This window comes from Hymenobacter rigui, assembly GCF_003944715.1.
Taxonomy (GTDB): Bacteria; Bacteroidota; Bacteroidia; order Cytophagales; family Hymenobacteraceae; genus Hymenobacter; species Hymenobacter rigui.
On sequence record NZ_RWIT01000001.1, the window covers coordinates 463,241 to 486,035 of the forward strand.

Annotated in this window: 14 protein-coding genes; 7 read left to right on the forward strand and 7 right to left on the reverse strand. The window is 60.2% G+C overall.

Going from position 1 to position 22,795, the window contains the following annotated elements; all coding sequences use genetic code 11:
• Nucleotides 1–76: 76 nt before the first annotated feature.
• The gene (gene dxs / locus EI291_RS01865) at nt 77–2,020 is read left to right on the forward strand and encodes a 1-deoxy-D-xylulose-5-phosphate synthase (RefSeq protein WP_125417563.1); all 1,944 of its coding nucleotides are present in this window, start codon (nt 77–79) and stop codon (nt 2,018–2,020) included.
• A gap of 211 nt (nt 2,021–2,231) precedes the next feature.
• Nucleotides 2,232–2,762 (forward strand): YceI family protein, encoded by a 531-nt coding sequence (locus tag EI291_RS01870; RefSeq protein WP_125417564.1) that lies wholly within the window; start codon nt 2,232–2,234, stop codon nt 2,760–2,762.
• Nucleotides 2,763–2,881: 119 nt separating this feature from the next.
• Here the strand turns inward: EI291_RS01870 and EI291_RS01875 are convergent, their stop codons facing one another.
• Complete coding sequence (locus EI291_RS01875; RefSeq protein WP_125417565.1) at nt 2,882–3,874, reverse strand: SRPBCC family protein; 993 nt, start codon at nt 3,872–3,874, stop codon at nt 2,882–2,884.
• A 90-nt stretch (nt 3,875–3,964) separates the two neighbouring features.
• Between EI291_RS01875 and EI291_RS01880 the strand changes: the two genes are divergently transcribed.
• Complete coding sequence (locus EI291_RS01880) at nt 3,965–4,723, forward strand: alpha/beta fold hydrolase (RefSeq protein WP_125417566.1); 759 nt, start codon at nt 3,965–3,967, stop codon at nt 4,721–4,723.
• A 153-nt stretch (nt 4,724–4,876) separates the two neighbouring features.
• Here EI291_RS01880 and EI291_RS01885 read toward each other — a convergent pair whose 3' ends face one another.
• A complete protein-coding gene (locus EI291_RS01885; RefSeq protein ID WP_125417567.1) occupies nt 4,877–7,627 on the reverse strand; it encodes a TonB-dependent receptor in 2,751 nt (916 codons plus the stop codon).
• A 649-nt stretch (nt 7,628–8,276) separates the two neighbouring features.
• On the opposite strand from EI291_RS01885, the gene EI291_RS01890 reads away from it, so the two are divergent.
• Nucleotides 8,277–9,509: an isocitrate dehydrogenase (NADP(+)) gene (locus EI291_RS01890; protein ID WP_125417568.1), complete on the forward strand. Its 1,233-nt coding sequence runs from the start codon at nt 8,277–8,279 to the stop codon at nt 9,507–9,509.
• 164 nt (nt 9,510–9,673) lie between these two features.
• Here EI291_RS01890 and EI291_RS01895 read toward each other — a convergent pair whose 3' ends face one another.
• Both EI291_RS01895 and EI291_RS01900 read right to left on the reverse strand, forming a co-directional pair.
• Nucleotides 9,674–10,819, reverse strand: a complete 1,146-nt coding sequence (locus EI291_RS01895; protein ID WP_125417569.1) for an energy transducer TonB — start codon at nt 10,817–10,819, stop codon at nt 9,674–9,676.
• Nucleotides 10,820–10,932: 113 nt separating this feature from the next.
• Nucleotides 10,933–11,931, reverse strand: a complete 999-nt coding sequence (locus EI291_RS01900) for an aspartate-semialdehyde dehydrogenase (protein WP_125417570.1) — start codon at nt 11,929–11,931, stop codon at nt 10,933–10,935.
• A 125-nt stretch (nt 11,932–12,056) separates the two neighbouring features.
• Between EI291_RS01900 and EI291_RS01905 the strand changes: the two genes are divergently transcribed.
• The 3 genes from EI291_RS01905 (at nt 12,057) to EI291_RS01915 (ending at nt 17,791) form a co-directional block, all read left to right on the forward strand.
• Nucleotides 12,057–14,669 (forward strand): lamin tail domain-containing protein, encoded by a 2,613-nt coding sequence (locus tag EI291_RS01905; RefSeq protein ID WP_125417571.1) that lies wholly within the window; start codon nt 12,057–12,059, stop codon nt 14,667–14,669.
• A 202-nt stretch (nt 14,670–14,871) separates the two neighbouring features.
• Entirely contained in the window at nt 14,872–16,431 is a 1,560-nt protein-coding gene (locus tag EI291_RS01910) for a DUF1800 domain-containing protein (protein ID WP_170172457.1), read from the forward strand.
• A 151-nt stretch (nt 16,432–16,582) separates the two neighbouring features.
• Nucleotides 16,583–17,791, forward strand: a complete 1,209-nt coding sequence (locus tag EI291_RS01915) for a DUF1501 domain-containing protein (protein WP_125417573.1) — start codon at nt 16,583–16,585, stop codon at nt 17,789–17,791.
• Nucleotides 17,792–17,883: 92 nt separating this feature from the next.
• On the opposite strand, the gene EI291_RS01920 is transcribed toward EI291_RS01915, so the two are convergent.
• The 3 genes from EI291_RS01920 to EI291_RS01930 form a co-directional block, all read right to left on the reverse strand.
• Nucleotides 17,884–18,723: a transporter gene (locus tag EI291_RS01920; RefSeq protein ID WP_125417574.1), complete on the reverse strand. Its 840-nt coding sequence runs from the start codon at nt 18,721–18,723 to the stop codon at nt 17,884–17,886.
• 57 nt (nt 18,724–18,780) lie between these two features.
• A complete protein-coding gene (locus EI291_RS01925) occupies nt 18,781–21,249 on the reverse strand; it encodes a TonB-dependent receptor (RefSeq protein WP_125417575.1) in 2,469 nt (822 codons plus the stop codon).
• 149 nt (nt 21,250–21,398) lie between these two features.
• Nucleotides 21,399–22,775, reverse strand: coding sequence for an Nramp family divalent metal transporter (locus EI291_RS01930; RefSeq protein ID WP_125418241.1), 1,377 nt, complete (start codon nt 22,773–22,775; stop codon nt 21,399–21,401).
• Between the last annotated feature and the right edge of the window lie 20 nt (nt 22,776–22,795).

The window sequence follows — 22,795 nt, forward strand, 5'->3', positions numbered from 1 at the left end:
TCATCTGGTAACTGCCTAACCTTTAGGGCTGGTTATCGGTTGCCTAGCAAATATTCCCTCTTCCTACCTCCTGCACATGATTGTCGAACCTGGTGCCCTGCTGGCGGAAATCAATTCGCCCGATGACCTGAAAAAGCTCAGCCCCGACCAGTTGGTGCAGGTTAGTCAGGAACTGCGGCAGTTTATTATTGATACGGTTTCCATCTACGGCGGCCACTTCGGCGCTTCGCTGGGCGTAGTGGAGCTGTCGGTGGCCCTGCACTATGTGTTCAATACGCCCTACGACCAGTTGGTGTGGGACGTGGGCCACCAGGCGTATGGCCACAAAATTCTCACTGGCCGCCGTGACCGGTTCCCGACCAACCGCCGCTACAACGGTATGTCGGGCTTCCCCAAGCGCAGCGAAAGTGAGTACGATGCTTTCGGCGTAGGGCACAGCAGCACCAGCATTGGGGCGGCGCTGGGTATGGCCGTGGCATCTGATTACAAAGGAGAATTCGACCGTCAGCACATTGCCGTAATCGGGGATGGGGCCATGACAGCCGGTATGGCTTTCGAGGCCTTGAACCATGCCGGGGTGGAGAAATCCAACCTGCTGGTTATCCTCAACGACAATTGCATGAGCATCGACCCCAATGTGGGCGCGCTCAAGGAATACCTCACCGACATTACCACCTCCCGCACCTACAACAAGGTGCGCGACGAGCTGTGGAACGTGCTGGGCAAGCTCAGCAAATTCGGTCCCAACCCCCAGCAGATTGCCCGTAAGGTAGAGTCGGCCATGAAGGCCACGTTGCTTAAGCAAAGTAACCTGTTCGAGGCCCTGAACTTCCGCTACTTCGGTCCGGTGGATGGGCACGACGTGCAGCACCTGGCCACTATTCTGCAGGATCTAAAGAGCATTCCGGGCCCCAAGCTGCTGCACTGCGTGACGGTGAAGGGCAAAGGCTACGCCCTGGCCGAAAAGGACCAGACCCTGTGGCACGCCCCTGGTTTGTTCGACAAGGTGACGGGCGAAATCCACACCAAAACTTACGAGAAGCCCCAACCGCCCAAGTACCAAGACGTGTTTGGGCACACCATCGTAGAGCTGGCCGAGCAGAATGATAAAATCATGGGCGTGACGCCGGCCATGCCTTCGGGCTGCTCGCTCAACATCATGATGAAGGCTATGCCCGACCGCGCCTTCGATGTGGGCATTGCCGAGCAGCATGCCGTTACGTTCTCAGCCGGTTTGGCTACCCAGGGCCTGGTGCCGTTCTGCAACATTTACAGCTCCTTTATGCAGCGCGCCTACGACCAGGTGCTGCACGACGTGGCCCTACAGAAGCTGCACGTGGTATTCTGCCTCGACCGCGCCGGTTTCGCCGGTGCCGACGGACCCACCCACCACGGCTGCTACGACCTGGCCTATATGCGCTGCATCCCGAACATGGTGGTATCGGCCCCGATGAACGAGGAGGAGTTGCGCAACCTGATGTACACGGCCACTCTGCCCGAAAACGCTGGCCCGTTCAGCATCCGGTACCCCCGCGGCGAAGGCGTGATGCCGGAGTGGCGCAAGCCGCTGAAGAAAATTACCGTAGGCACGGGCCGCGTAGTGCGCGAAGGCGAAGGCGTGGCGGTGCTCAGCATCGGCCACATCGGCAACTATGCCGTGAAAGCCACCCAGCTGCTGGTAGCCGAGGGCCTCAACCCCGGCCACTACGACATGCGCTTCTGTAAGCCGCTGGATGAGGAAATGCTGCATAGTATTGCCCGCCGGTACAAAGCCATTGTGACCGTGGAAGACGGCTGCCTGCCCGGCGGCTTCGGCGCGGCCGTGCTGGAGTTCCTGGCTGACCATGGCTACTCGCTGCCCGTGAAACGCCTTGGCATTCCGGACCGCATTGTGGAGCACGGCACCCAGGATGAGCTGTATAAAGAGTGCGGCTTCGACGCTGCCGGCATTGCCGCCGCCCTGCGCGAGATGAGCGGGAAGGTAGCTGCTGCCGCGCCGCTGGAAACGGTTCTCCTGTAAACTGAAGGTATACAAAACAGAAAGCCCCGCTGGATTCGTCCGGCGGGGCTTTTTGTTTTGACGGTTAGGCAGGATGTATAAGTGAAAAATAAATTGATGTACATACATCATTTGTAAAATAAGTACGTACATTTGTCAGGAATTCGGCGCGGCGGTGTAGCTTGCCTGAGTTCGTATAGTGTTCAATTTCACCTCTCAACTGAGTACCGATATGGCAACTACCAAATGGGTTCTGGACCCGATGCACTCCGAAGTACAGTTCAAGATCAAGCACTTGGTTATTTCGACGGTAACCGGCGCGTTCAAGAAGGTTGAAGGCTCGGCCGAAACCGAAGGCGACGCCTTCGACAACGCCCAGGTACGCATGAGCCTCGACGTGGACAGCATTGATACGAACCAGGAACAGCGCGACCAGCACCTGAAAGCCGACGACTTCTTTGCCGTAGGTACCTATCCTAACATCACCTTCGAATCCACGAGCCTGACCAAATCGGGCTCCGACTATAAGCTCACCGGCAACCTCACCATCAAGGACGTAACCAAGCCCGTTACCCTGGATGTGGAGTACGGCGGCACCGCTACCGACTTCTACGGCAACACCAAGGCTGGCTTTGAAGTGAGCGGCAAAATCAACCGCAAAGACTTCGGCCTGACCTGGGAAGGCATTACCGAAGCCGGCTCCATTGTAGTGGGCGAAGATGTGAAGCTGATTGCCAGCGTGCAGTTTGCCAAGCAAGCCTAAGCAGCCGCTTTACCTCCCGCGCCGGGCCGCACACCTACGGCCCGTTCAGTCGGGCCGCCCGCCGCGACGAGGAGTTTGCAAAACGCCCGTTTCCTGCTCCGGAAACGGGCGTTTTGGCGTTAGCGGCGGGCGGTGCTCTGCTGCGTGTTTTCGCACCGCTGCTTGATGACTTCCAGAATGCGGCGCTGAATTTCACTCATCACATAATCGGTCCAGAGGCCGGCGTAGGGGTTGAGGCGGGTGCTGAGGCGTTGCTGGCTATAGAGCACGAGGCGGGTGCGGCCGGGGCCGGCGGGTTGTAGCTCGTATGTGCCGCGCAATACGTCGAAAAACCGGCCGCCCACGGTTACGTGCTCGTCGAAGGTGGTGGGTGGAATAGTGGCCGTGTTGGGCACAATGCTGAACGACAAACGCCGTTGCGGCTCCCACAAATCCACCGTTTCAATGAATTCGACGCCTCGCTCGAATGTGGCCCGCCGTACCCCGCCAACTCCTTCGTGGCTGAGCGTGGCTTCCACCGGACGTGGAAACCCGATTTTATCAACCAAACTGGGGCCTAAATCCTGCGCCTGAATAGGCGGTACCCGGATGATGTGCTGCCACACTACGGCGGCCGGAGCCTGAATCAGAATAGTGTTTTCGACGCGACGATTGTCGGTAGGGGTGTTGAGCTGGGCTTCGAGTGGGGCCAGCAGAAACGGTAGCAGCGCAAATGCCGCCACCGTGTACGTCCGGTTTTTGTCGGGTTTGTCGTTGGTTATGGCTAGGTAGAGGATGGCCCCAAGCCAGGAGGTGAAAAGGAAAAGCGGCGAAATGATCAGCACGCAAATCATCCCCTCTAGGTGGAACAGCAACGCGCAGAACAGAAACAGCAGGACGGTACAGAGTGGTCCCCACACCGCCCGCCACGTGCGCGACATGTACCCCGGCGTGAAATGCGCGGTAACTGCGCCCAGGGCCATCGGAATCAGTAGGAGAAAGCACAGCATCAGTAGCCCGCCGCCATTGGCAAAACCAGTGCTGCCAAACACGAAACGGCCCAGTAGCGCCACAAGTAAGCCCGCCGCCACGGCAATGGCATAGTGATAATATCGACGCTCAATAAAGGACATAGGAGTACAGTTAAAAAAACGAACCGGGCAAAAGTGCGTAATTGTGGCCATTCAACCAGTTTTTCCCGCTTTGCAAGGCGGATCTTCCCCATGACCACTGCCCAGCCCACCATCCTGTTCCTCCACGGCTTTGCTGAATCCCGCGAAGTATGGACGAAATTCACCCGCGACTTTCCCGACGGCTACCGCCTGCTCACGCTCAACCTGCCCGGCCACGGCACCAACGTGCACGATATCCGGGACTACTCCATGGAGGCCCAGGCCCGCTATGTGGCTGAGCAGCTGCGCCAGAAAAATGTGGACCAGGCTTTACTGGTGTGCCACAGCATGGGTGGCTACGTGGCCCTGGCCTTTGCTGAACGGTACCCCGAAATGGTGGCGGGCCTCGTGCTGTTCCACAGTACTGCCCTGCCCGATACCGAGGAGAAAAAAGCCAACCGCACGAAGAACATGGATTTCGTGCGCCGCCACGGGGTGGAGAAGTTCATGGAGTCGTTTATCCGGCCGCTGTTTGCGCCGGCCAACCGGGAGTGTATGCTGGAGCAGCGGGAGTTTCTGGAGGAAATTGGCAAAACCACGCCCGAGGCTACTGTACTGGGGGCGCTGGAAGCTATGAAAAACCGCCCCGACCGTACCAAGGTGCTGAAAGAAGCCCGCTTCCCGGTGCTGTTCATTGCCGGCAAAGATGACGTAGCCGTGCCCACCGACAGCCTGCTGCCCCAGCTGACCCTGCCGGCCCAGAGCCACGCCCTGCTGCTCAGCAACGTTGGCCACCTCGGCTATTTCGAGGAACCGGAGCTGACGCGCCGCGCCGTGGTTGATTTTGCGGGCGGGGTGTTCGGAAAATGAGCGTACACCGGGCTTGAAAGCGTGAAAACGAACGTCATGCAAAGCGTAGCGAAGCATCTCGCGTGCTGATGTTACCAAGCTATTCAGACGTCAGCACGCGAGATGCTTCGCTACGCTCTGCATGACGTTCAATGTCAATTCGCCCCGTTCAACTTAAGGCAGATTCAGCTCCACGCCCGCAAACGCCAGCCGGCCTATCTGCGGGCCGCCGATTACCTGCACGTTGCGGGCATCAAAGGCATTGGACACGCCCGCCTGCAGTACCGCGTGCAGCTTGGGTAGCTGGTAGCGGACGGAGGCGTCGGTGCTGCTGAAGCTGGCCACGTAGCCGGCCGCAAAGGGCATTTCCTGGTAATGGCCCTGGGCCCAGCGGTAGTTGAGCAGGTAACCAAACCGGCTTATCGTACCCGAAACTCCCGCGTTGAACTTGTGGCGGGGCGTGTTGAAATACGTAGCTACCCCGGCCGGTACTTCGCTCCTGTTCAGGTCATTGAAGGAGTAATTGACCGTGGGCACCACTGTCCGCCAGCCGGTGTAGGTGAGGGCCGCCGTGACGCCCTGCGTGTGCAGCTGCTGCCGGCTGTTGAAATAAGTGAACAGGATACGCGTGGGCTGGGTCCGGTTGGAGTAGGTGGGCCAGCCTGCCGCAATCTGCGGCAGGGTAGGGAGGCTGCCATCCACGTTGCCCAGGATAACCTGTGTGGCTATAAAATTGCGGTACTCACTGCGGAAGTAGCTGGCATCCAGATACAGGTTGGGCAGCACCAGCCCCCGGTACCCTACTTCCCAGGTAGTAGCCCGCTCCAGATCCAGCGGGGCCAGCGTAGTCCGGAAGCTGCTGAGGTCGGGCGTAGTGCCGAATGCCTGGCCTTGGTCGTTGGTGGCGCGGTAGCCCTGGTAGCCGTTGCGCACGTTGCCCAGGAATATGGCGTAGCCCAGATCCTCGTACACGTACTGCTCCAGCTGCGAGGGGGCGCGGTACGCCTGCCCGTAGCTGGCCCGGAAGTTATGGCGCTGATCGGGACCTACGGAGTACACCGCCGCCGCCCGCGGTGAGAGGGCCGTGGTGAAGTTGCGGAACTCATCGACCCGGGCCGCCGCCGACAGCTTCAGCCGGTCGTGCAGCAGTGTCTGGATAACCTGCCCGTAGGCCCCGTACTCGTAATTGGTAATGGATCGGCCGGTGGTATCGGCAAACAGCTGTCCGCCCGAGCCCAGCCGGTAATGCCGGTACGCGGCCCCGGCCGTCAGCACCGTCCCGAAGTCAGACACCGGCAAACTGTACTGGGCGCTAAGGTCAGTGAGTTGGGAGCCGAAGCGTTGGCGGGCACCCCGGCCGGGCTTATCGTCGTTGATAATCTGCCGGTGCAGGCTGGCAAAGCGCGGGTTAGCCGGCGTCAGTCGGGTCGCATCCGCAGCTTGTTGGGCCGCTTGTCGGGCAGCCTCTACGCTGGTGCCGGCCTGCCGCTGACGGGTATACTCGGTGTTATAAGTGGCGAAATACGTTTGCGCGAACGAACGGCCGCTTCCATCGTTGTCAGGGGCTTCCTGCAACAGGTTGCCCAGCTGGTTGAGCTCATATGAGCGGTTGGCCGCGTCGTGGGTAGTGTAGAGGCGCACGAAGCCCCGGCTGCTCTTCAGCTCGGCGCGGTACTGCTGGGCCTGCAAGTCCTTCACCCGGAAGCGGCTCAGGTTCTGGTAGGTGGCCGTGGCCTGGGCCAGACGGGCTTCGGCCGTAAGCTTCAGGTTGGGCCGCAGCAGGTAGGCAGCCGTACCCTGCAGCCGGTAGGCACTGGTATGGTCGTCGCCGGCTACCAGCTCCCGCTCCGAGAAACCGGGCGTGTACACCGTCTGGCCGTACAGCTCGGGGTTGATGCCCACCGGTAGCACCGGGTTGGGGGCGGGCGTAAACTGCACCCCGTAGTTGCCATAGGAGTTGATAGGGTCGTAGCCCAGCGGCGAGCCGGCCGGATTAACGGAAGTAGCGGCAGCGGCGTAGTTGGTGGCCAGCCAGTCGCGGGCCCGCAGGGCACTGCCGGTCACTTTTACCGCCAACCGCTCATTGATTTTGTGGGCGTAGCGCACCTGCGCATCCAGCAGGTCGCGCTGGCCGCCGCGCAGCCGTACGCCCAGCCCCGGCGACACAAACGCGTCGCGGGAGTTGAACAGGATAACTCCGCTCAGGGCGTTGGCCCCATAGAGTGCCGAGGCCGGCCCGTGGATAATCTCCACGCTTTCAATGTCCAGCTCGGGCAAACCCAGCAGGTTGCCGGGGCTCAGCCCCAAGGAAGGCAGCTGGGTGTCCTGGTAATCGGTAAGCTGCACCACCCGCTCCGATTTGGCCGTGTTGAAGCCCCGCGTACTCAGGCTGGTGAACAGCATGGACGCCGAGCTGATATCCAGCCCTTTCAGCCGGGCCAGACTGGTCAGCAGCTCGGGCGTGGCCTGCCGCTCCAGGTCGGTGCGGCTCACCTTATCCACCGTCACGGGGCTGAGCTGAATGTTTTCCTCAATCCGCGAAGCCGACATGACCACCTGGCTTACCTGCTCAGTGCTATAGGGCAACACTACCCGAAGCGGGGCAGCAGCATCCGTTACGGCTACCTCCTGCGTGACGTGGCCTACGTAGGCCACCACCAGCGTAAACGGCAGCGGCCGGGCGTCACGAGCCAGTACAAACTCGCCGTTGGCATTGGTACTGGTGCCGATAAAGGTGCCTTTTACAAAAATCGTAGCCCCGGGAAGAGGTTGTCCCTCTTCAGTAAGAACCACCCCGCTGATCATCTGGTTAGGAGTGGGCGTCTGACGCTTCAGTAGTGGGCGACGGGTCGCGGCCGGAACGCCATCGGGGGGCGGAGCCGCCAGCAGAACGCCGGCAGCCAACAGGAGAGCAGAGGGAAGCATAGGTGGTAATCGGCAGGCAAAAAAGCAGGGCGGGAATAAGTCGGTATACTGTAGGATTATCCGGTGTTAGCGGGGTTGGCCGGGTAGCATAACAAGTTGACGATATCCTGACGAAAGTGCAATTTTATTCTATCAATTCGGTGGTTATATAGGTTAATCCATATTCTGACACGGTGAGAAGCGGCCCTTCACTTTAGTATATGTTTTTTAATATTTCAATTCGCGGCTATTGACAACGGATTCCCCACGATGTTGCAGCTCAGCAGTAAACCGAGCAGCATGGAGCGTGTACGGCAAGCAACGCGTTACCAGACTATGAGAAGAGCAAGCAGTTTCACTGCGTTCTGCATGACGTTTTTTGGGCTTGTTTTCTGCCCAGGTAAGGCATTCTGCAAGTTTGCTCACCTTTCTCACCATACCCCCGACGGAAATGCCGCAGTCGATTTTATGGGCGAAGTGCGTTGCTAATCAAAAATCTGGGCAACTTTGCCGGTCTGTGCCCCACGTCCGGGCCCGGCGCGTAATAACCACTGGCCTTGGCGGGTGTTGTTAGCTGCCGGGGCCGTAGCTTGGGTCGATGATAAGGCAACAGGCACTCCCCGCCATACCCTTGGCATAACCAGAAAGACCACTTAATCCCCACTTACTCATGACCAAAATCAAAGTAGCAAACCCGGTAGTTGAGCTGGATGGCGACGAAATGACGCGCATCATCTGGAAGTTCATCAAGGACAAGCTGATTACGCCCTACCTGGAGCTCGATATTAAATACTACGACCTGGGCATTGAGTACCGCGACCAGACCAACGACCAGGTGACCATCGACGCGGCCAATGCCATTAAGCAGTACGGCGTGGGCATCAAGTGCGCCACCATCACCCCCGACGAGGAGCGCGTGAAGGAGTTCAACCTGAAGCAGATGTGGAAGTCGCCGAACGGCACCATTCGTAACATCCTGGACGGTACCGTGTTCCGTGAGCCGATTGTGATGCAGAACGTGCCCCGCCTGGTGCCCAACTGGACGGCTCCCATCTGCATCGGCCGCCACGCCTTCGGCGACCAGTACCGTGCCACCGACTTCGTGACCAAAGGCAAAGGCAAGCTCACCATTACCTTCCAGCCCGAAGACGGCGGCGAGGCCCAGTCGTTTGAGGTGTACAACTTCAAAGGCGACGGCGTGGCCCTGGCCATGTACAACACCGACGAAAGCATCCGTGGCTTCGCCCATGCCTGCTTCAACCAGGCCTTGAGCAAAGGCTGGCCGCTGTACCTGAGCACCAAGAACACCATCCTGAAAAAGTACGATGGCCGCTTCAAGGACATCTTCCAGGAGATTTACGAGCAGGACTACCTGGCCAAGTTCCAGGCCGCCGGCATCACCTACGAGCACCGTCTGATTGACGACATGGTGGCCTCGGCCCTGAAATGGAACGGCAACTTCGTGTGGGCCTGCAAAAACTACGACGGTGACGTGCAGTCCGACACCGTGGCCCAGGGCTTCGGTTCGCTCGGCCTGATGACCTCTACACTGGTTACGCCCGACGGCGGTACGATGGAAGCCGAAGCTGCCCACGGCACCGTAACGCGCCACTACCGTGACCATCAGAAAGGCAAGCCCACGAGCACCAACCCCATTGCCAGCATCTTCGCCTGGACGCGGGGCCTGGAGTTCCGCGGCAAGCTGGATGGCAACCAGGAGCTGATTGACTTCTGCCACGCCCTGGAGCAGGTGTGCATTGAAACCGTGGAAAGCGGCAAAATGACCAAGGATCTGGCCGTTTGCATCCACGGCAACAAAGTAGAGCACGGCAAAGACTACCTCTACACCGAGGAGTTCCTGGCCGCCCTAGACGAGAACCTGAAGAAGAAGCTGGCTAAGTAAGCTGCTGGTACTTCACTTGATAAAAAAGCTCTTCCGGGTATCCGGAGGAGCTTTTTTATGGTAGTGAAGGCTCAGGGTCAGTGGAAATACACTTACTAAACCTGGCATACCCTAGTGAGTGTTGCTACGACAGGTTTGGCATGTATTGGCCTTCAAGTGCGCTGCTACTTAATACTGAAAGTAGCGGGTACCACGTAGAATACGCGGGCTGGTTTGCCGTTATGCCTGCCAGGAATGTAGCCGGGAAGCATTTGAACAACTCTACGTGCCTCTGTATCAAGGTCAGGAGAAGCTGATTTAATGGTTTGAATATTCTCAATAGTGCCAGCTTCTGATACTTCAAAATAAGTCAATACGGTGCCTTGAGTTTGGCTTCGCAACGCTGTAGCCGGGTAACGGAGGCGTTGAGCCATGTAGTGTCCTTCGATGGCATCACCCTTGAAAACGGGCATCTCGTCAACATACGCCAGCGGTGTCGCCACCGAATCAGTCGGCCCGAAATACACGGGGAGCGTTAGAGGGAAAGGTATCTTCTGGCCATTCTTGCGGGCAGGTATCCAAGTAGGCATGGCGTTGATGTGGCTGGCCGCCGCCAATAGTAGCGCCGCCGGCGCTGCGGGCACTTTGGGGTTTTGATGGGAGCGGCGCCGTTCCACCGGCTCGGCTGGTTGCACTGCCATAGCTTGTGTCACTTGTCCCAGGGTGTCCACCACAAACGAAACAAATACTATTTGAGGCAAAGCAGGAGTGCCTGAGGGGAGCGTGGAAGAATAATCTGCCGGCCAGGGGTGGTTAGAAAGGTAAGTGCGAAGCGCTTCCGGGCCGCCTGGAAAAAGCAAAGGGCTGGAAGCCGGAGTAACTGAAGTATTCGGTGCGGCCCGGGCAGCCAGTATTTCCTTCACGTTTGAAGGAATTCTGAACGTAATAGGCACCGTGTAGGCCACAGGCACTGGCTTGCCGAGCTGCCGACCCGGTGAGAAGGCTGGGAGCTTCTGCACTGCCTCCACCGCAGCGGCATCCAGCACAGGAATTGTTGTGTTGCTGACGTGTACATCTTGCACATTGCCGGTAACGCCTACCACGAACTGCACAAATATGCGTCCTTCCAAGTGCTGCTGCAGTGCTTCGGTGGGGTAATATATTGTTTCACCCAAGGTGCGAAGCAAGGCTTCCTGCCCACCCGGGAAAACGGGCATCTGCTCTACATAGGTATAGACTGGCGTGGTAGTAGCTGAGGGAGAGGTGGTTTGAGCAGATGCAACCGTAGTACCACATATAGCCGCCAACAGCAGCCAACAAAAACGATACATTATGGAATAAAAGTGAAGTGATAAGACCAGCAAATATGCGCGAATCTGAGGATATGGCCACAAAAAAGCCCCAAAGCAAACACTTTGAGGCTTCTTTGTGGATCACGGAACAGTTACGACTGCAATAAGCCCATTTTCAGCATGGCTTCGGCAATCTGCACGGCGTTGGTGGCGGCACCTTTGCGCAGGTTGTCAGCCACTACCCACAGGTTGAGGGTGCGGGGCTGAGTTTCGTCGCGGCGGAGGCGGCCTACCAGCACGGCGTCGCGGCCGTGAGCGTCCTTGGGCATGGGGTACACGTTATTTTTTACGTCGTCTACCAGCTCTACGCCTTCCGTCTGACGCAGCAATGCGCGCACTTCGTCAAGGTCAAATTCCTCGGCAAACTCTACGTTTACGGCTTCGGAGTGGCCGCCCATTACGGGAATGCGCACGGTGGTAGCCGTTACCCGAATCTGGTCGTCGCCGAAGATTTTCTTCGTCTCGTTCACCATCTTCATTTCTTCCTTGGTGTAGCCGTTGTCCTCGAACACGTCGATGTGGGGCAGCACGTTCAGGTCGATGCGGTGGGGGTAGGCGGGGTTGGTGGGCTCTTGGCCGGCGCGCTCTTCCAGCAGCTGGTCCACGGCCTTTTTGCCGGTGCCGGTTACGCTCTGGTAGGTGCTCACCACAATGCGCTGAGCCTTGTAGCGCTTGTGCAGCTCGTTAAGGGCCACCACCATCTGAATGGTGGAGCAGTTGGGGTTGGCAATGATTTTATCGGCGGCGGTTAGCTCCCGGGCGTTGATTTCGGGCACTACCAGCTTCTTGGTGGGGTCCATGCGCCAGGCCGAGGAGTTGTCGATGACCACGGTACCCACTTCGGCAAAGCGCGGGGCCTCCTGCTTGCTGATGGAGCCACCGGCCGAGAAGATGGCTACGGCGGGCCGGGCCGCAATGGCGTCGTCCATGCTCACCACCTTATATTTCTTGCCCTGAAATTCGATTTCCTGGCCCACCGATTTGGCGGAGGCCACGGGCAGCAGTTCGGTTACGGGAAACTGGCGCTCGGCCAGCACTTTCAGCATCTCGGTGCCCACCAGGCCGGTGGCACCTACTACGGCTACTTTCATGGAGTTGCGAGGTTAAGAAGCCGTAAAGGTACGGTGGCGCGGGCATTGATTTCTGGGTATATTTCAGACGATAAGGAGGGGTAGGATCAGCGTATTAGGTCCTCGCTCCGATAAACGTATTCGATGTGAAAAAACTACTGCTACCCTTCGTGGCGCTGCTTTTCGCGCGTACCGCTACGGCTCAGCTTACCGATACTTTCGCCGACGGCAACTTTACCCAAAATCCCGCCTGGACCGGCGACGCGGCTTCTTTTCAGGTAAACGCCGCTTTGCAGCTGCAAACCAACGGCCCCGCTACCACCGGCACCGAGCTGCAGTTGGTAACGCCCTGCACGGCTACCATCGGTACCACCTGGGAGTTCTGGGCCAACCTGAAGCTGACCACCAGCAGCGGCAACTACGCCGACGTGTGGCTCATGGCCGACCAGCCCGACCTGAAAGCCACCGGCACCAAAGGCTACTTTGTGCGCCTGGGTGGCACCCCCGATGAGATAGCTCTGTTCCGCAAGGATGCCACGGGCAGCCCGGTATACGTCATCAACGGGCAGGACGCCACGCTCAGCTCCACGAACAACAACCTGGTGCGGGTACGCGTGACGCGCAGCACGGCCGGCCTCTGGACGCTGGAGCGGGATTTGACCGGTAACACCACCTACGTGAGTGAGGGCAGTGCAACGGATGCTACGCACCAGCGCAGCGCGTATTTCGGGGTGTACTGCACGTATTCCTCCACCAACAGCCGGGCGTTCTACTTCGATGATTTCCGGGTGACGGACGCCACCGCGCCGCTGCTGCTACAAGCCGGCGCGTCGTCTGCCCGTCAGCTAGACCTTACGTTTAACGAGGCCGTAGCCGCCGCGCAGCCGGGGGCCAGCTACCGGCTGAGCACTGGCAGCCCGGCCGTAACGGCCGCCGCGCGCGACGTGCAGGACCCTACCGTGGTGCATCTCACCCTGGTCGCCGATTTACCGTTGGGTAGCCTCACGGTGGAGGCCCGCAAGGTGGCCGATGCGTTTGGTAATGTGGCAGCCGGGCCGCTTACGGCTACTTTTCAGAACAACGGCTTTGCGGTGCCGCCCACGTTCAACCAGCTGCTCATTACCGAAATACTAGCCGATGAAACGCCGGTGGTAGGGCTGCCCGCGTCGGAGTTCATCGAAATTCACAACCCTTCGGCAACGGCGGTAGTGGATTTGGCCGGCGTGCGCCTGCTGAAACCGGGCAGCACCAGCAACCCGGCGGTATTTCCGGCCGGGGCAGTGCTGCTGCCCGGCGGGTACGCCGTGGTATGCGGCAGCACCCGCCCGGCGCTGTTTGCCGCCTATGGCAAAGTATTCGGCCTGACCAATTTTCCCAGCCTCAGCAATGCCGCCGACCAATTGGTGCTACGCGGTAAAGATGGCCGCACGCTGTTTGAAGTCAGCTACTCCGACACGTGGTACCGGGACGCCCGCAAAAAAGACGGGGGCTGGACGCTGGAAATGCTGGATACCGCCAACCCATGCGCCGGGGCCGATAACTGGAAAGCCAGCGAAGATGCCAGCGGCGGCACGCCCGGCCGCGCCAACTCCGTGCGCACCCCCAACCCCGACCGTACTGCGCCTGCCCTGCTTCGGGCCCTGGCGCTAAGCCCCACCACCGTGCGGCTCTATTTCGGTGAGAAGCTGGACAGCCTGGCCGCGGCTAACGTGGCGCTGTACACCATCAGCCCAACCGCCGGTATTCTGCGTGCCGCGCCTGTGGGACCTGATTTTCGGTTGGTCGATTTGACGCTGGCCGCCCCGCTCACCGCCAATCAGCCACTGACGGTAACTACGCAGCGGGCCGTGGATTGCGCCGGCAACGCCAGCGGCCCTGCTACCTCCGCCACGTTTGCCCTGCCGGTATCCGTTGTGGCGGGCGACGTGGTTATCAATGAAATCCTGTTCAACCCGCGCACCGGGGGCGTCGATTTTGTGGAAGTCGTGAACCGCTCCGGCAAGTTTCTGGACCTGCAGGGCTGGCAGTTGGGCAATCAGCGGCCCGATAACTCGGTAGATGCGGAGCCCATCAGCAGCGGGCCGGTACTGCTACCGCCCGGTGGCCTGCTGGCCTTCACCACCCATCCCGATATTGTGCAGCAGCAGTACCCGAACAGCACCGATGTGGCGCACTTACTGCAACTGCCGGCTTTGCCCACTTTCCCCGACGATGCGGGCACGGTTGTGCTCTTTGACAGCCGGGGGCAAGTGCTGGATAAATACGCCTACGCCGCCACGCAACACCTGAAGCTGCTGGATAATGCGGAAGGCGTTTCCCTGGAGCGAATTCGGGCTGCCGGGCCTAGCGAGGTCGGCAACTTCCACTCGGCGGCGGGCAGCGTGGGCTACGCCACGCCCGGCCGCCCCAACTCCCAGCAGCAGCCCGATGTGAATGGTACCGGCGTACTCACGCTGGAGCCGGAAATCTTCACCCCCGACGATGACGGCCAGCAGGATTTCACCACCCTGGCCTACCAACTCGACCAGCCCGGCTACGCGGGCTCCGTCACCATTTACGATGCCCAGGGCCGCCTGGCCCGACGCCTCGTGCGCAACGAAACCCTGGCTACCCAGGGCACCTGGCAGTGGGACGGCCTCACCGACCGGGGCCAGAAAGCCAGCGTGGGCTACTACATTCTGCACGTGGAGCTGTTGCGCCCCAGCAACGGCCAGAAACGGGAGTATCGCAAAACGGTGGTAGTAGGAGCGCGGCAATAAGAAGCCGTCATTGCGAGCAGAGCGAAGCAATCCTTCCTTTCTCTGCTCCAAGCCCTGAAAAGCAGAAAGCCCCCGTTTACTGTGCAAGCAGGGGCTTTTGAATAGGTCGCAGGTCTGTGCCCTGAAAAGGACGGATTGCTTCGCTTCGCTCGCAATGACACTCTCGGTTAAACCCAAGCCTCGTTCCTGCGTCCAACCGGATATGACGACGCAACAGCAACTGCAGCATTTGTACTGGCGCGCCGGCTTCGGGCCCCGGCCTGAAGACGTGGCCGCGGGACTCTCACCGCGTAAAGCACTACGTCAACTGCTCCAGAACTCTGACAAAGTAGAGCTCCTCGACAGTCCGCAGATGCGCTATATGGAGCCATTGGCCCAGTTCCGGCCGGTGGCACCGGGCAGCGGTACCCCGCAGAACAGCATGGTCACTACCCCCGATCAGACGATGACGGGCAATGGGCAGCCTGCGCCGGTGGCCGCCGTCCCGTCCCGCTCGGCGCTGCCAAAGGGGCGCAGCCAGCCGCCGCTGTTGCGCCGCAAGGAGATGACGCCGCAGGAGCGCAAAATGCAGAACCAGAGTATCCGAGATGCATTTTATGCCATGAATACCGGCTGGATGCAGCGCATGGCCACCTCGCCGGCGCAGCTGCGGGAAAAGCTGACGCTGTTCTGGCACGGGCACTTTGCCTGCCGGGTGCGCCGCCCCGATGCCGCCCTGCACCTCAACAACACCATCCGGCAGCTGGCCCTGGGCAAGTTTGGCGACTTGCTGCTGGCCGTGAGCAAGGAACCGGCCATGCTGCAGTTCCTCAACAACCAGCAAAACCGCAAGCAGCACCCCAATGAGAATTTCGCCCGCGAGGTGATGGAGTTGTTCACGCTGGGCCGGGGCCACTACGCCGAAACCGACGTAAAGGAAGCCGCCCGCGCCTTTACCGGCTGGGGCTACGACAACCAGGGGGCCTTCGTGTTCCGGGCCAACCAGCACGACGACGGCCCCAAAACCTTCCTGGGCCGCACCGGCAATTTCGGGGGCGAGGAGGTGCTCAGCATCATTCTAGAGCAGCCGGCCTGTGCTGAGTTCATCACCACCAAGCTGTACCGCTTTTTCGTGAACGACGTGCCGAACGCTCAGCACATCGGGCCGCTGGCGCAGGCGTTCTTCCGCAGCGGTTACGATATCCGGGCGTTGCTGGAGCAGATGTTTTCGGCCGACTGGTTTTACGACTCGGCCAACGTAGGCACGCGCATTAAGTCGCCGGTGGAGCTGCTGGCGGGCATCAAACGCACCCTGGGCCTGCAGCTGGTGGATGATAAGCCGCTGATTGTGTTTCAGAAGGCGTTGGGCCAAACGCTCTTCGAGCCGCCAAACGTAGCCGGCTGGCCCGGTGGCCGCAACTGGATTGACTCTTCCAGCCTGCTGTACCGGCTGCAGCTGCCCTCGGTGCTACTCAAAAACGCCGAGTTCAGTGTATCGCTGAAGCAGGATGAAAACGACATTGCCCCCAATCTCAGCCGCGCCGACCGCACCTTTCAGGAGCCGGTAAAGACGACCGTGCGGCTGGCTCCGGTGCAGGCCCTGCTGGCCAAGACCCCACCCGCCCAGCAGACGGCCCAGCTCGGCCAGTTCCTGCTGCAAGCTCCGCTCCGGCCCGATAACCTTGCCCTCATTCAGCAAGCCGCCGACAAAGCGCCCGCCGAGGGCCGCCTGCGCACTATGGTAACGGCCCTATTGAGTTTGCCGGAATACCAGTTGATGTAGTGCTTAGTGGATAGTGCTTGGTGCTTAGGTCGTTCGATATAATTGCTACGGCCCAGCCACCAAGCACTACTCACTAACTACGTATTGTAAAGTGCTAATTACTAAGCACTACCACCTAAGCACTAAGCACTACCCACTAAGCACTAACCCCATGACTTCCCGCCGCGACTTTCTGAAATCTTCCGTGCTGGCCAGCAGCCTGCTGTTTGTGCCCAAGTTCCTGCACGCGTTGGACCGTCAGGGCCTGCGTGACCTGCGCGACGCCCGGGGCCGCCGCCTCGTGGTGGTGCAGCTGGGTGGCGGCAACGACGGCCTGAACACCATCATTCCCTACGAAAACGACCTGTACTACAAGGCCCGGCCCACGCTCGGCATCCGGCAGCAAAGCGGCATCCTGACTCTTGACCAAGGCTTGGGCCTGAACCCCAGCATGACCCGCCTCAAGAGCCTCTACGACCAGGGCCAGATGGCTGTGCTCAACTCCGTCGGCTACCCGAATCCGGATAGGTCGCACTTTCGTTCCATGGATATCTGGCAAAGCGGGTCTGCTTCCGACCAGTACCTGAGCACCGGCTGGCTCGGCCGCTACCTCGACTCGAACTGCGCGGCTTGCCAGCTGCCTTATAATGGTCTGGAAGTGGATGATACGCTGAGCCTGGCCATGAAGGGGCAGCAGCGGAAGGGCCTAGCCTTGAAAAACCCGGAGAAATTCCACCAGATAACCCAGAACCGCTTCATTGCCCAGGTAAGCGGTGAGAAGCCTCAGGGCAACCTGTCGGAACTGGATTACCTGTACAAGACGCTGGCCGAAACCTCGTCCTCCGCCGACTACCTGTACCAGAACGCCAAGGTGTATAAATCGGCGGTAGCGTACCCGAACACCGAGTTCGGCCGCAACCTCAAAACCACCGCCGAGCTTATCAACTCCGGTGTGGCCTCGCGGGTGTACTATGTGTCGCTGAGCGGGTTCGATACGCACGTTCGGCAGCGCGAGCAGCAGGGCAAGCTGCTGGGCGACTTATCGGATGGGCTGGCTTCGTTTGTGGAAGATCTGCAGAAAGCCGGCAACCTCGACGATACGCTGGTACTGGTGTTTTCGGAATTTGGCCGCCGTGTGGGCCAGAATGCCAGCAACGGCACCGACCACGGCACGGCCAACAACGTGCTGCTGCTGGGCGGCGGCCTCAAACAGAAAGGCATCCTCAACGCCGCTCCTGATCTGGCCAACCTCCAGGACGGCGACCTGCGCCACCAGCTCGATTTCCGCAGCCTCTACGCCACCATCCTGCACGACTGGCTGGAAGCCGACGACTCGGCCATTTTAGGCAGCCGGTTTGAGCGGCTGTCGGGCTTGGTGTAGGCTGTCAGTTGGTAGTTGTCGGTTGGTAGTTGTCGGTTGTCAGGCCGAAACGGGACTATCAACTGACAACCAACAACTGCCAACTAAAAAAGCTATCGGCGCAACACTAACCCGGCGAAATACTCCCGTTCGGCATTGCGACTCAGGGCCAAGTGGCGGCCGAAATCCAGCTGCACGTTGCGGCTCACGTGGAAAATGGGCCCCAGGTTCAGGGCCGACTGCCAGCTACTGGTGCGCACATCGTGGCGGCTGGTGCCTTCAATAAAGGCGGCCAGCCAGGGCGTGAAGCCGTAGTCGAAGGTGAGCGAAGGGGCCAGGTCGAGAAAGTGCTGGTGGGCTTCCCGGTCGAAGTTGAGGGAGGTTTCCCACTGGGCACTCAGGTGAGCATCATGGTTGAAGGTATACGTAATGGGCAGCAGCACACCGTACTCGAACCCGCCCGCGCCCAGCTTGCCACCGGTGGGCAGGCGGGTATAGCCGATAGCCGCCGCCGCCCAGCGGCCCGCGCTGATGGAGTCGTTACCCAGGAAGTTGTGCTTCAGGCGCAGGGCCACGTCGCCAAAACCCCGGCTGCGTTCGGGCGCGCCCCCGTCGCTGGCCCACTGCTTCTCCACTACAAACGGATCTACAAATACCTGCACATCGGTGCGGTCGGTGAGGCCGGTTTTGAAGGCAAAGGCATTGAAGCGCAGGGTCCGGGTACGGTCTTCGGCTCCTGGTTTGCTGCTGATGAGTCGCACGGCGTCGGTTTCCAGCTGCCAGTGGCCGGGGTCCACGGTGATGGGACTTTCCGTAACGCCGGGCCGGTCGGCGCTGAGAGGGCGCAGCAGGCGGGTGGGGGCCCGGTGCCGCAGGGAGTACGGCTGCTCGGGGCGCTTCAGCGTATCGGGTGGGACGGCCAGCGCGGCCGATAGGAGGAGAGATAGAAGCATGGGGAGAGGGGAGAAAAGCGGAACAGTGCGGCTTGTACGTGCCCTCGCCGAAAACAGCTAGAAGGGCACCACCACTTTCAGGCTCAGGTTGCGGCCTTGATTGTAGATGCCTTGTCGCCCGTTGGGCGAGGCCGCATAGTACTCAAAGTATTTCAGTCGGTTGAGGTGCGACTGATACACGGTGTTCAGGGCATTGTCAAGCTGCACAAACAGCTGCACGATTTCCCGTTCCCCGGTCCGGTTGCGCAGCCCAGTGCCCGCACCCAGACCCAGCAGGGCGTAGCCGCCGGTGCGGGTTTCGGTATTATCGAGGGCGTAGAAACGGTTTTGGGCGGCGTGGAGGTCCAGCACGGCCCGCACGTAGGCATTGCTCAGCCGTCCCCGGGCCCGCTGCTGGGTAAGGCGCAGCTCGGAGCGGGTATGCAGGGGCGGAATCAGGGGCAGATAGCGGGCGGCGCGGCCGTGAGTTTCCAGTAGGCCCGTCTGCTTATTAAGGCCGGTTACGTAGGCCAGGCTGTTGTTGAAAGCCAGCATGGGCAAAGCCCGGGGGTGCAGGTTGGCCGTTATTTCGGCCCCGTACAGCCGGGCCCGGCCTTGCTGATACTGGTAGGTAGCATTGCCCGGCACTATCACCACCGGCTGCCCGTCGGCATCGGTCAGGCGGGCCTGGTAGATGTAATTGCGGATGTCGTTGTTGAACAAGCTGGCACTCAGCTCCGCGTCGGGCAGATAGGCGCTGAGGCCAATATCTTCCTGCAGGCTGAACTCCGGCCCAAATGTGCGGTTGCCCAGGTATACGATGTGCGCGCCGGGGTCCAGGCCGTTGGAGCCCACTTCCGTAATGTTCGGAGCCCGGTAGCCCCGCGCCACGTTGGCCCGCAGCAGCAGCTTCTCAGAAAAAGAATACGTGGCCCCCGCACTGGCCGATACGCCTTGGTACCGCGTGCGGAAGGCGCTGAACTGCGGCTCCGTGCCGGTTGCCTCCGCCCGGTTCACCTGCCGGGCAAAACCGGTGCGCGCATCCGGGCCCACGTAAAAATCGTCCCAGCGCAGCCAGCGGGTATCGTAGCGCAGCCCGCCCGACAGCTCCAGCGGCCCCCAGGCCTTTTTCAGGTGCACGTAGCCGCCTACGTCAGTCAGGTTATAGTCCGGAATGGGGAAGTCGGTGGCGTTGCGGTTCTGGTTGCGCTGGTGCATGCCGTTCAGGCCCACAGTGGTTTCCAGGCCTCGCCAGGCAGGCGCGGCGTAGCGTATGTCGTAGGTTGTCGTGGTGAGGGCTACGGCCAGGCCCGGCTGGCTGGGCGCGGTGGGGTGGTTGTACTCCCGGCGTTGATTCTGCTGCACGCCCAGCAGCGTGTGCAGATCCCCGGCTCCCAGGCGCAGGCGCGTGCGGTTCAGCAGCCGGTAGTGCTGAATGTGCTGGTGCAGCGGGTTGAGGCGGTAAGTGCTCAGGTCGGCTTGTGGCACCAGCGGGCGGTTCCGGATGTCGTCCTGCTCTCCTTCAAATACCTGCCGGGTAAAGCGCCGGCTCAAAGAGTCGCGGCTACCGTCCGGAATTTCCTGGAAGTTGTCGTAGAGCGTGGCTGTGAAATGTGTGCTGCCCCAGGCTTTTTCCACCCCGGCCATTCCCGTCAGATTCAGTTCCCGGAACGCGGTACCGTACACCCGGCCTTCGAGGGCGTTGCGGTAGTTCTGGGCCCGGCGGTACGAGGCTCGGGCTGCGTACTGCCAGCCGCGCTGGTGGTAGGTGAGCCCCAGGGAAGTACCCAGCAGGTTATTGTTGGTCTGATACTCGGTAAGTGCGTCGCCGTGCAGGCGGCCGGACGTGCCGGTGGGCAGACGGGGCAGCATGTTAATTACGCCGGCTACGGCATCGGAGCCGTACATGAGGCTGGCCGGGCCCTTCACTACTTCAATCCGCTCGATATCATATTGGTCGATTTCGATGCCATGCTCATCGCCCCACTGCTGGCCTTCCTGGCGCAGACCGTTGTAAAGCGTAAGTACCCGGTTGTAGCCCAGGCCCCGGATAAACGGCTTGCTGATGTTGGGTCCGGTAGTTACGGCGCTGAGGCCCGGCACACCCTGCACGGCCGCATCGATGATGTTGCTGTTGCTGTTGAGCAGCACCTCCCGCTTGCTGAGCACGGCCACGGGTACCGGGCTTTTCCTGATTTCGGTAGCCCGGCTTACGCCCGTTACCACCACTTCCTGCAAAGCCGCCGGTACTGCCGCTACATGCACCTCTACCGTGGCAGTAGTACCATCCGTTACCACCACGCTGTGCTCAGTCGGCTGAAAGCCTACGGCACTGGCCACCAGCCGGTGGTTGCCAGTGGGCACGGCGGCCAGCGTAAAGCGCCCATTCTCATCGGCTGTGGTGCCCAGCTTGCTACTCTTCAGCCCCACGCTGGCAAAGGCCACCGGCTGGCCCCCTGACCGTACTACGCCCTGCACCGTACCGGTTTGCTGGGCCCAGCCCAGCACCGGGTTCAGGAGAAAAAACAAGAGGAGAAGCTGTTTCATTTTAGAAAGGGCAGTAGTATTTATTTAGATTAGCCTAAATCAGGAAGGCTGAAAAAAGCGCGGAGTGTCCGCGCCTTTTTTCAATCTGAGCAGGGAGAAATCCGGAGTTACAGTTGAATTACACTCCCTGTTCGAAAACTCATTTCAGTTTATCCGAAGAAAGTCTGGTACAGCAGGTACACGTTCAGTACGATAATGATACCTGACACTACCCAGGCAACGGCCTGCAGCCAGGGCTTATTCACGAAAACGCCCATTTTGGCCTTGCTGCCCGTGAACAGCACCAACGGTACCACCGCAAAGCTGAGCTGCAACGACAGAATCACCTGGCTGAGCACCAGCAGCTCGCCGGTACCTTTCTCGCCGTAAAACAGAGCTACCAGAAAAGCCGGTACTACGGCAATACCGCGCGTAATCAGCCGCCGCAGCCAGGGTTTGAGGCGCAGATCCAGGAAGCCTTCCATTACAATCTGCCCGGCCAGGGTGCCGGTGAGGGTGGAGTTCTGGCCCGAGGCCAGCAGGGCTATGGCAAACACCGCCGAGGCCGCCCCCGCGCCCAGCACCGGGGCCAGCAGCTTGTGCGCGTCACTGATATCGGCCACGTCGTGGAGGCCGTTGGAGTGGAAGGTGGCCGCTGAGGTAATCAGGATGGCAGCATTCACGAAGAAGGCCAGGAACAGCGCCACCGTGCTGTCGATGGTGGCAAACTTGATGGCCATGCGCTTACCGGGTTCATCCTGGTCGAAGGCCCGGGTCTGCACAATGCTGGAGTGCAGGTATAGGTTATGGGGCATTACCGTAGCGCCCAGAATGCCAATAGCAATGTAGAGCATGCGCGGGGTAGTCACCACCTCGGGTTGGGGCACCAGCCCACCCAGAATCCCGAACCAATCGGGCTTTGATACAATGATTTCGTACAGAAAGCAGCCGAAAATCACCACAATCAGCCCCGCTATAATACTTTCCAGCACCCGGAAGCCCTTGCTCTGGAATAGCAGCACCACCAGCACATCCAGAATGGTGAGCACCACGCCCCAGGTAAGCGGCAGGCCAAACAGCAGGTTCAGGGCAATGGCCGAGCCGATAACCTCAGCCAAATCACAGGCGGCAATGGCAATTTCGCAGAGCACCCAGAGTACCCGGGAGACGGGCTTGCTGTAATGGTCGCGGCAGGCCTGGGCCAAATCCCGGCCGGTTACAATGCCCAGCTTGGCCGCCAGATGCTGCAGCAGCATGGCAAACAGGTTGGAAATCAGAATAACCGACAGCAGCGTATAGCCGAAGCGGGAGCCACCCTCAATATCGGTGGCCCAGTTGCCGGGGTCCATGTAGCCCACTGCCACCATCAGGCCCGGCCCCCAGAAGGCCAGCAGCTTGCGCCAGAACGAGGCACTGGCGGCCGGCACCTTCACTGAGGCGTATACTTCCTGCAGGGAAGGAGCCGTGCGGGCCCGTCGCCAGCCACTTTCCGGTGGGGCAGTTGTTGGGTCAGGAGCAGTGGAAGGAGAAGGTAAGACTGTAGGCATATCGTCGGCCGAGGGCGTCG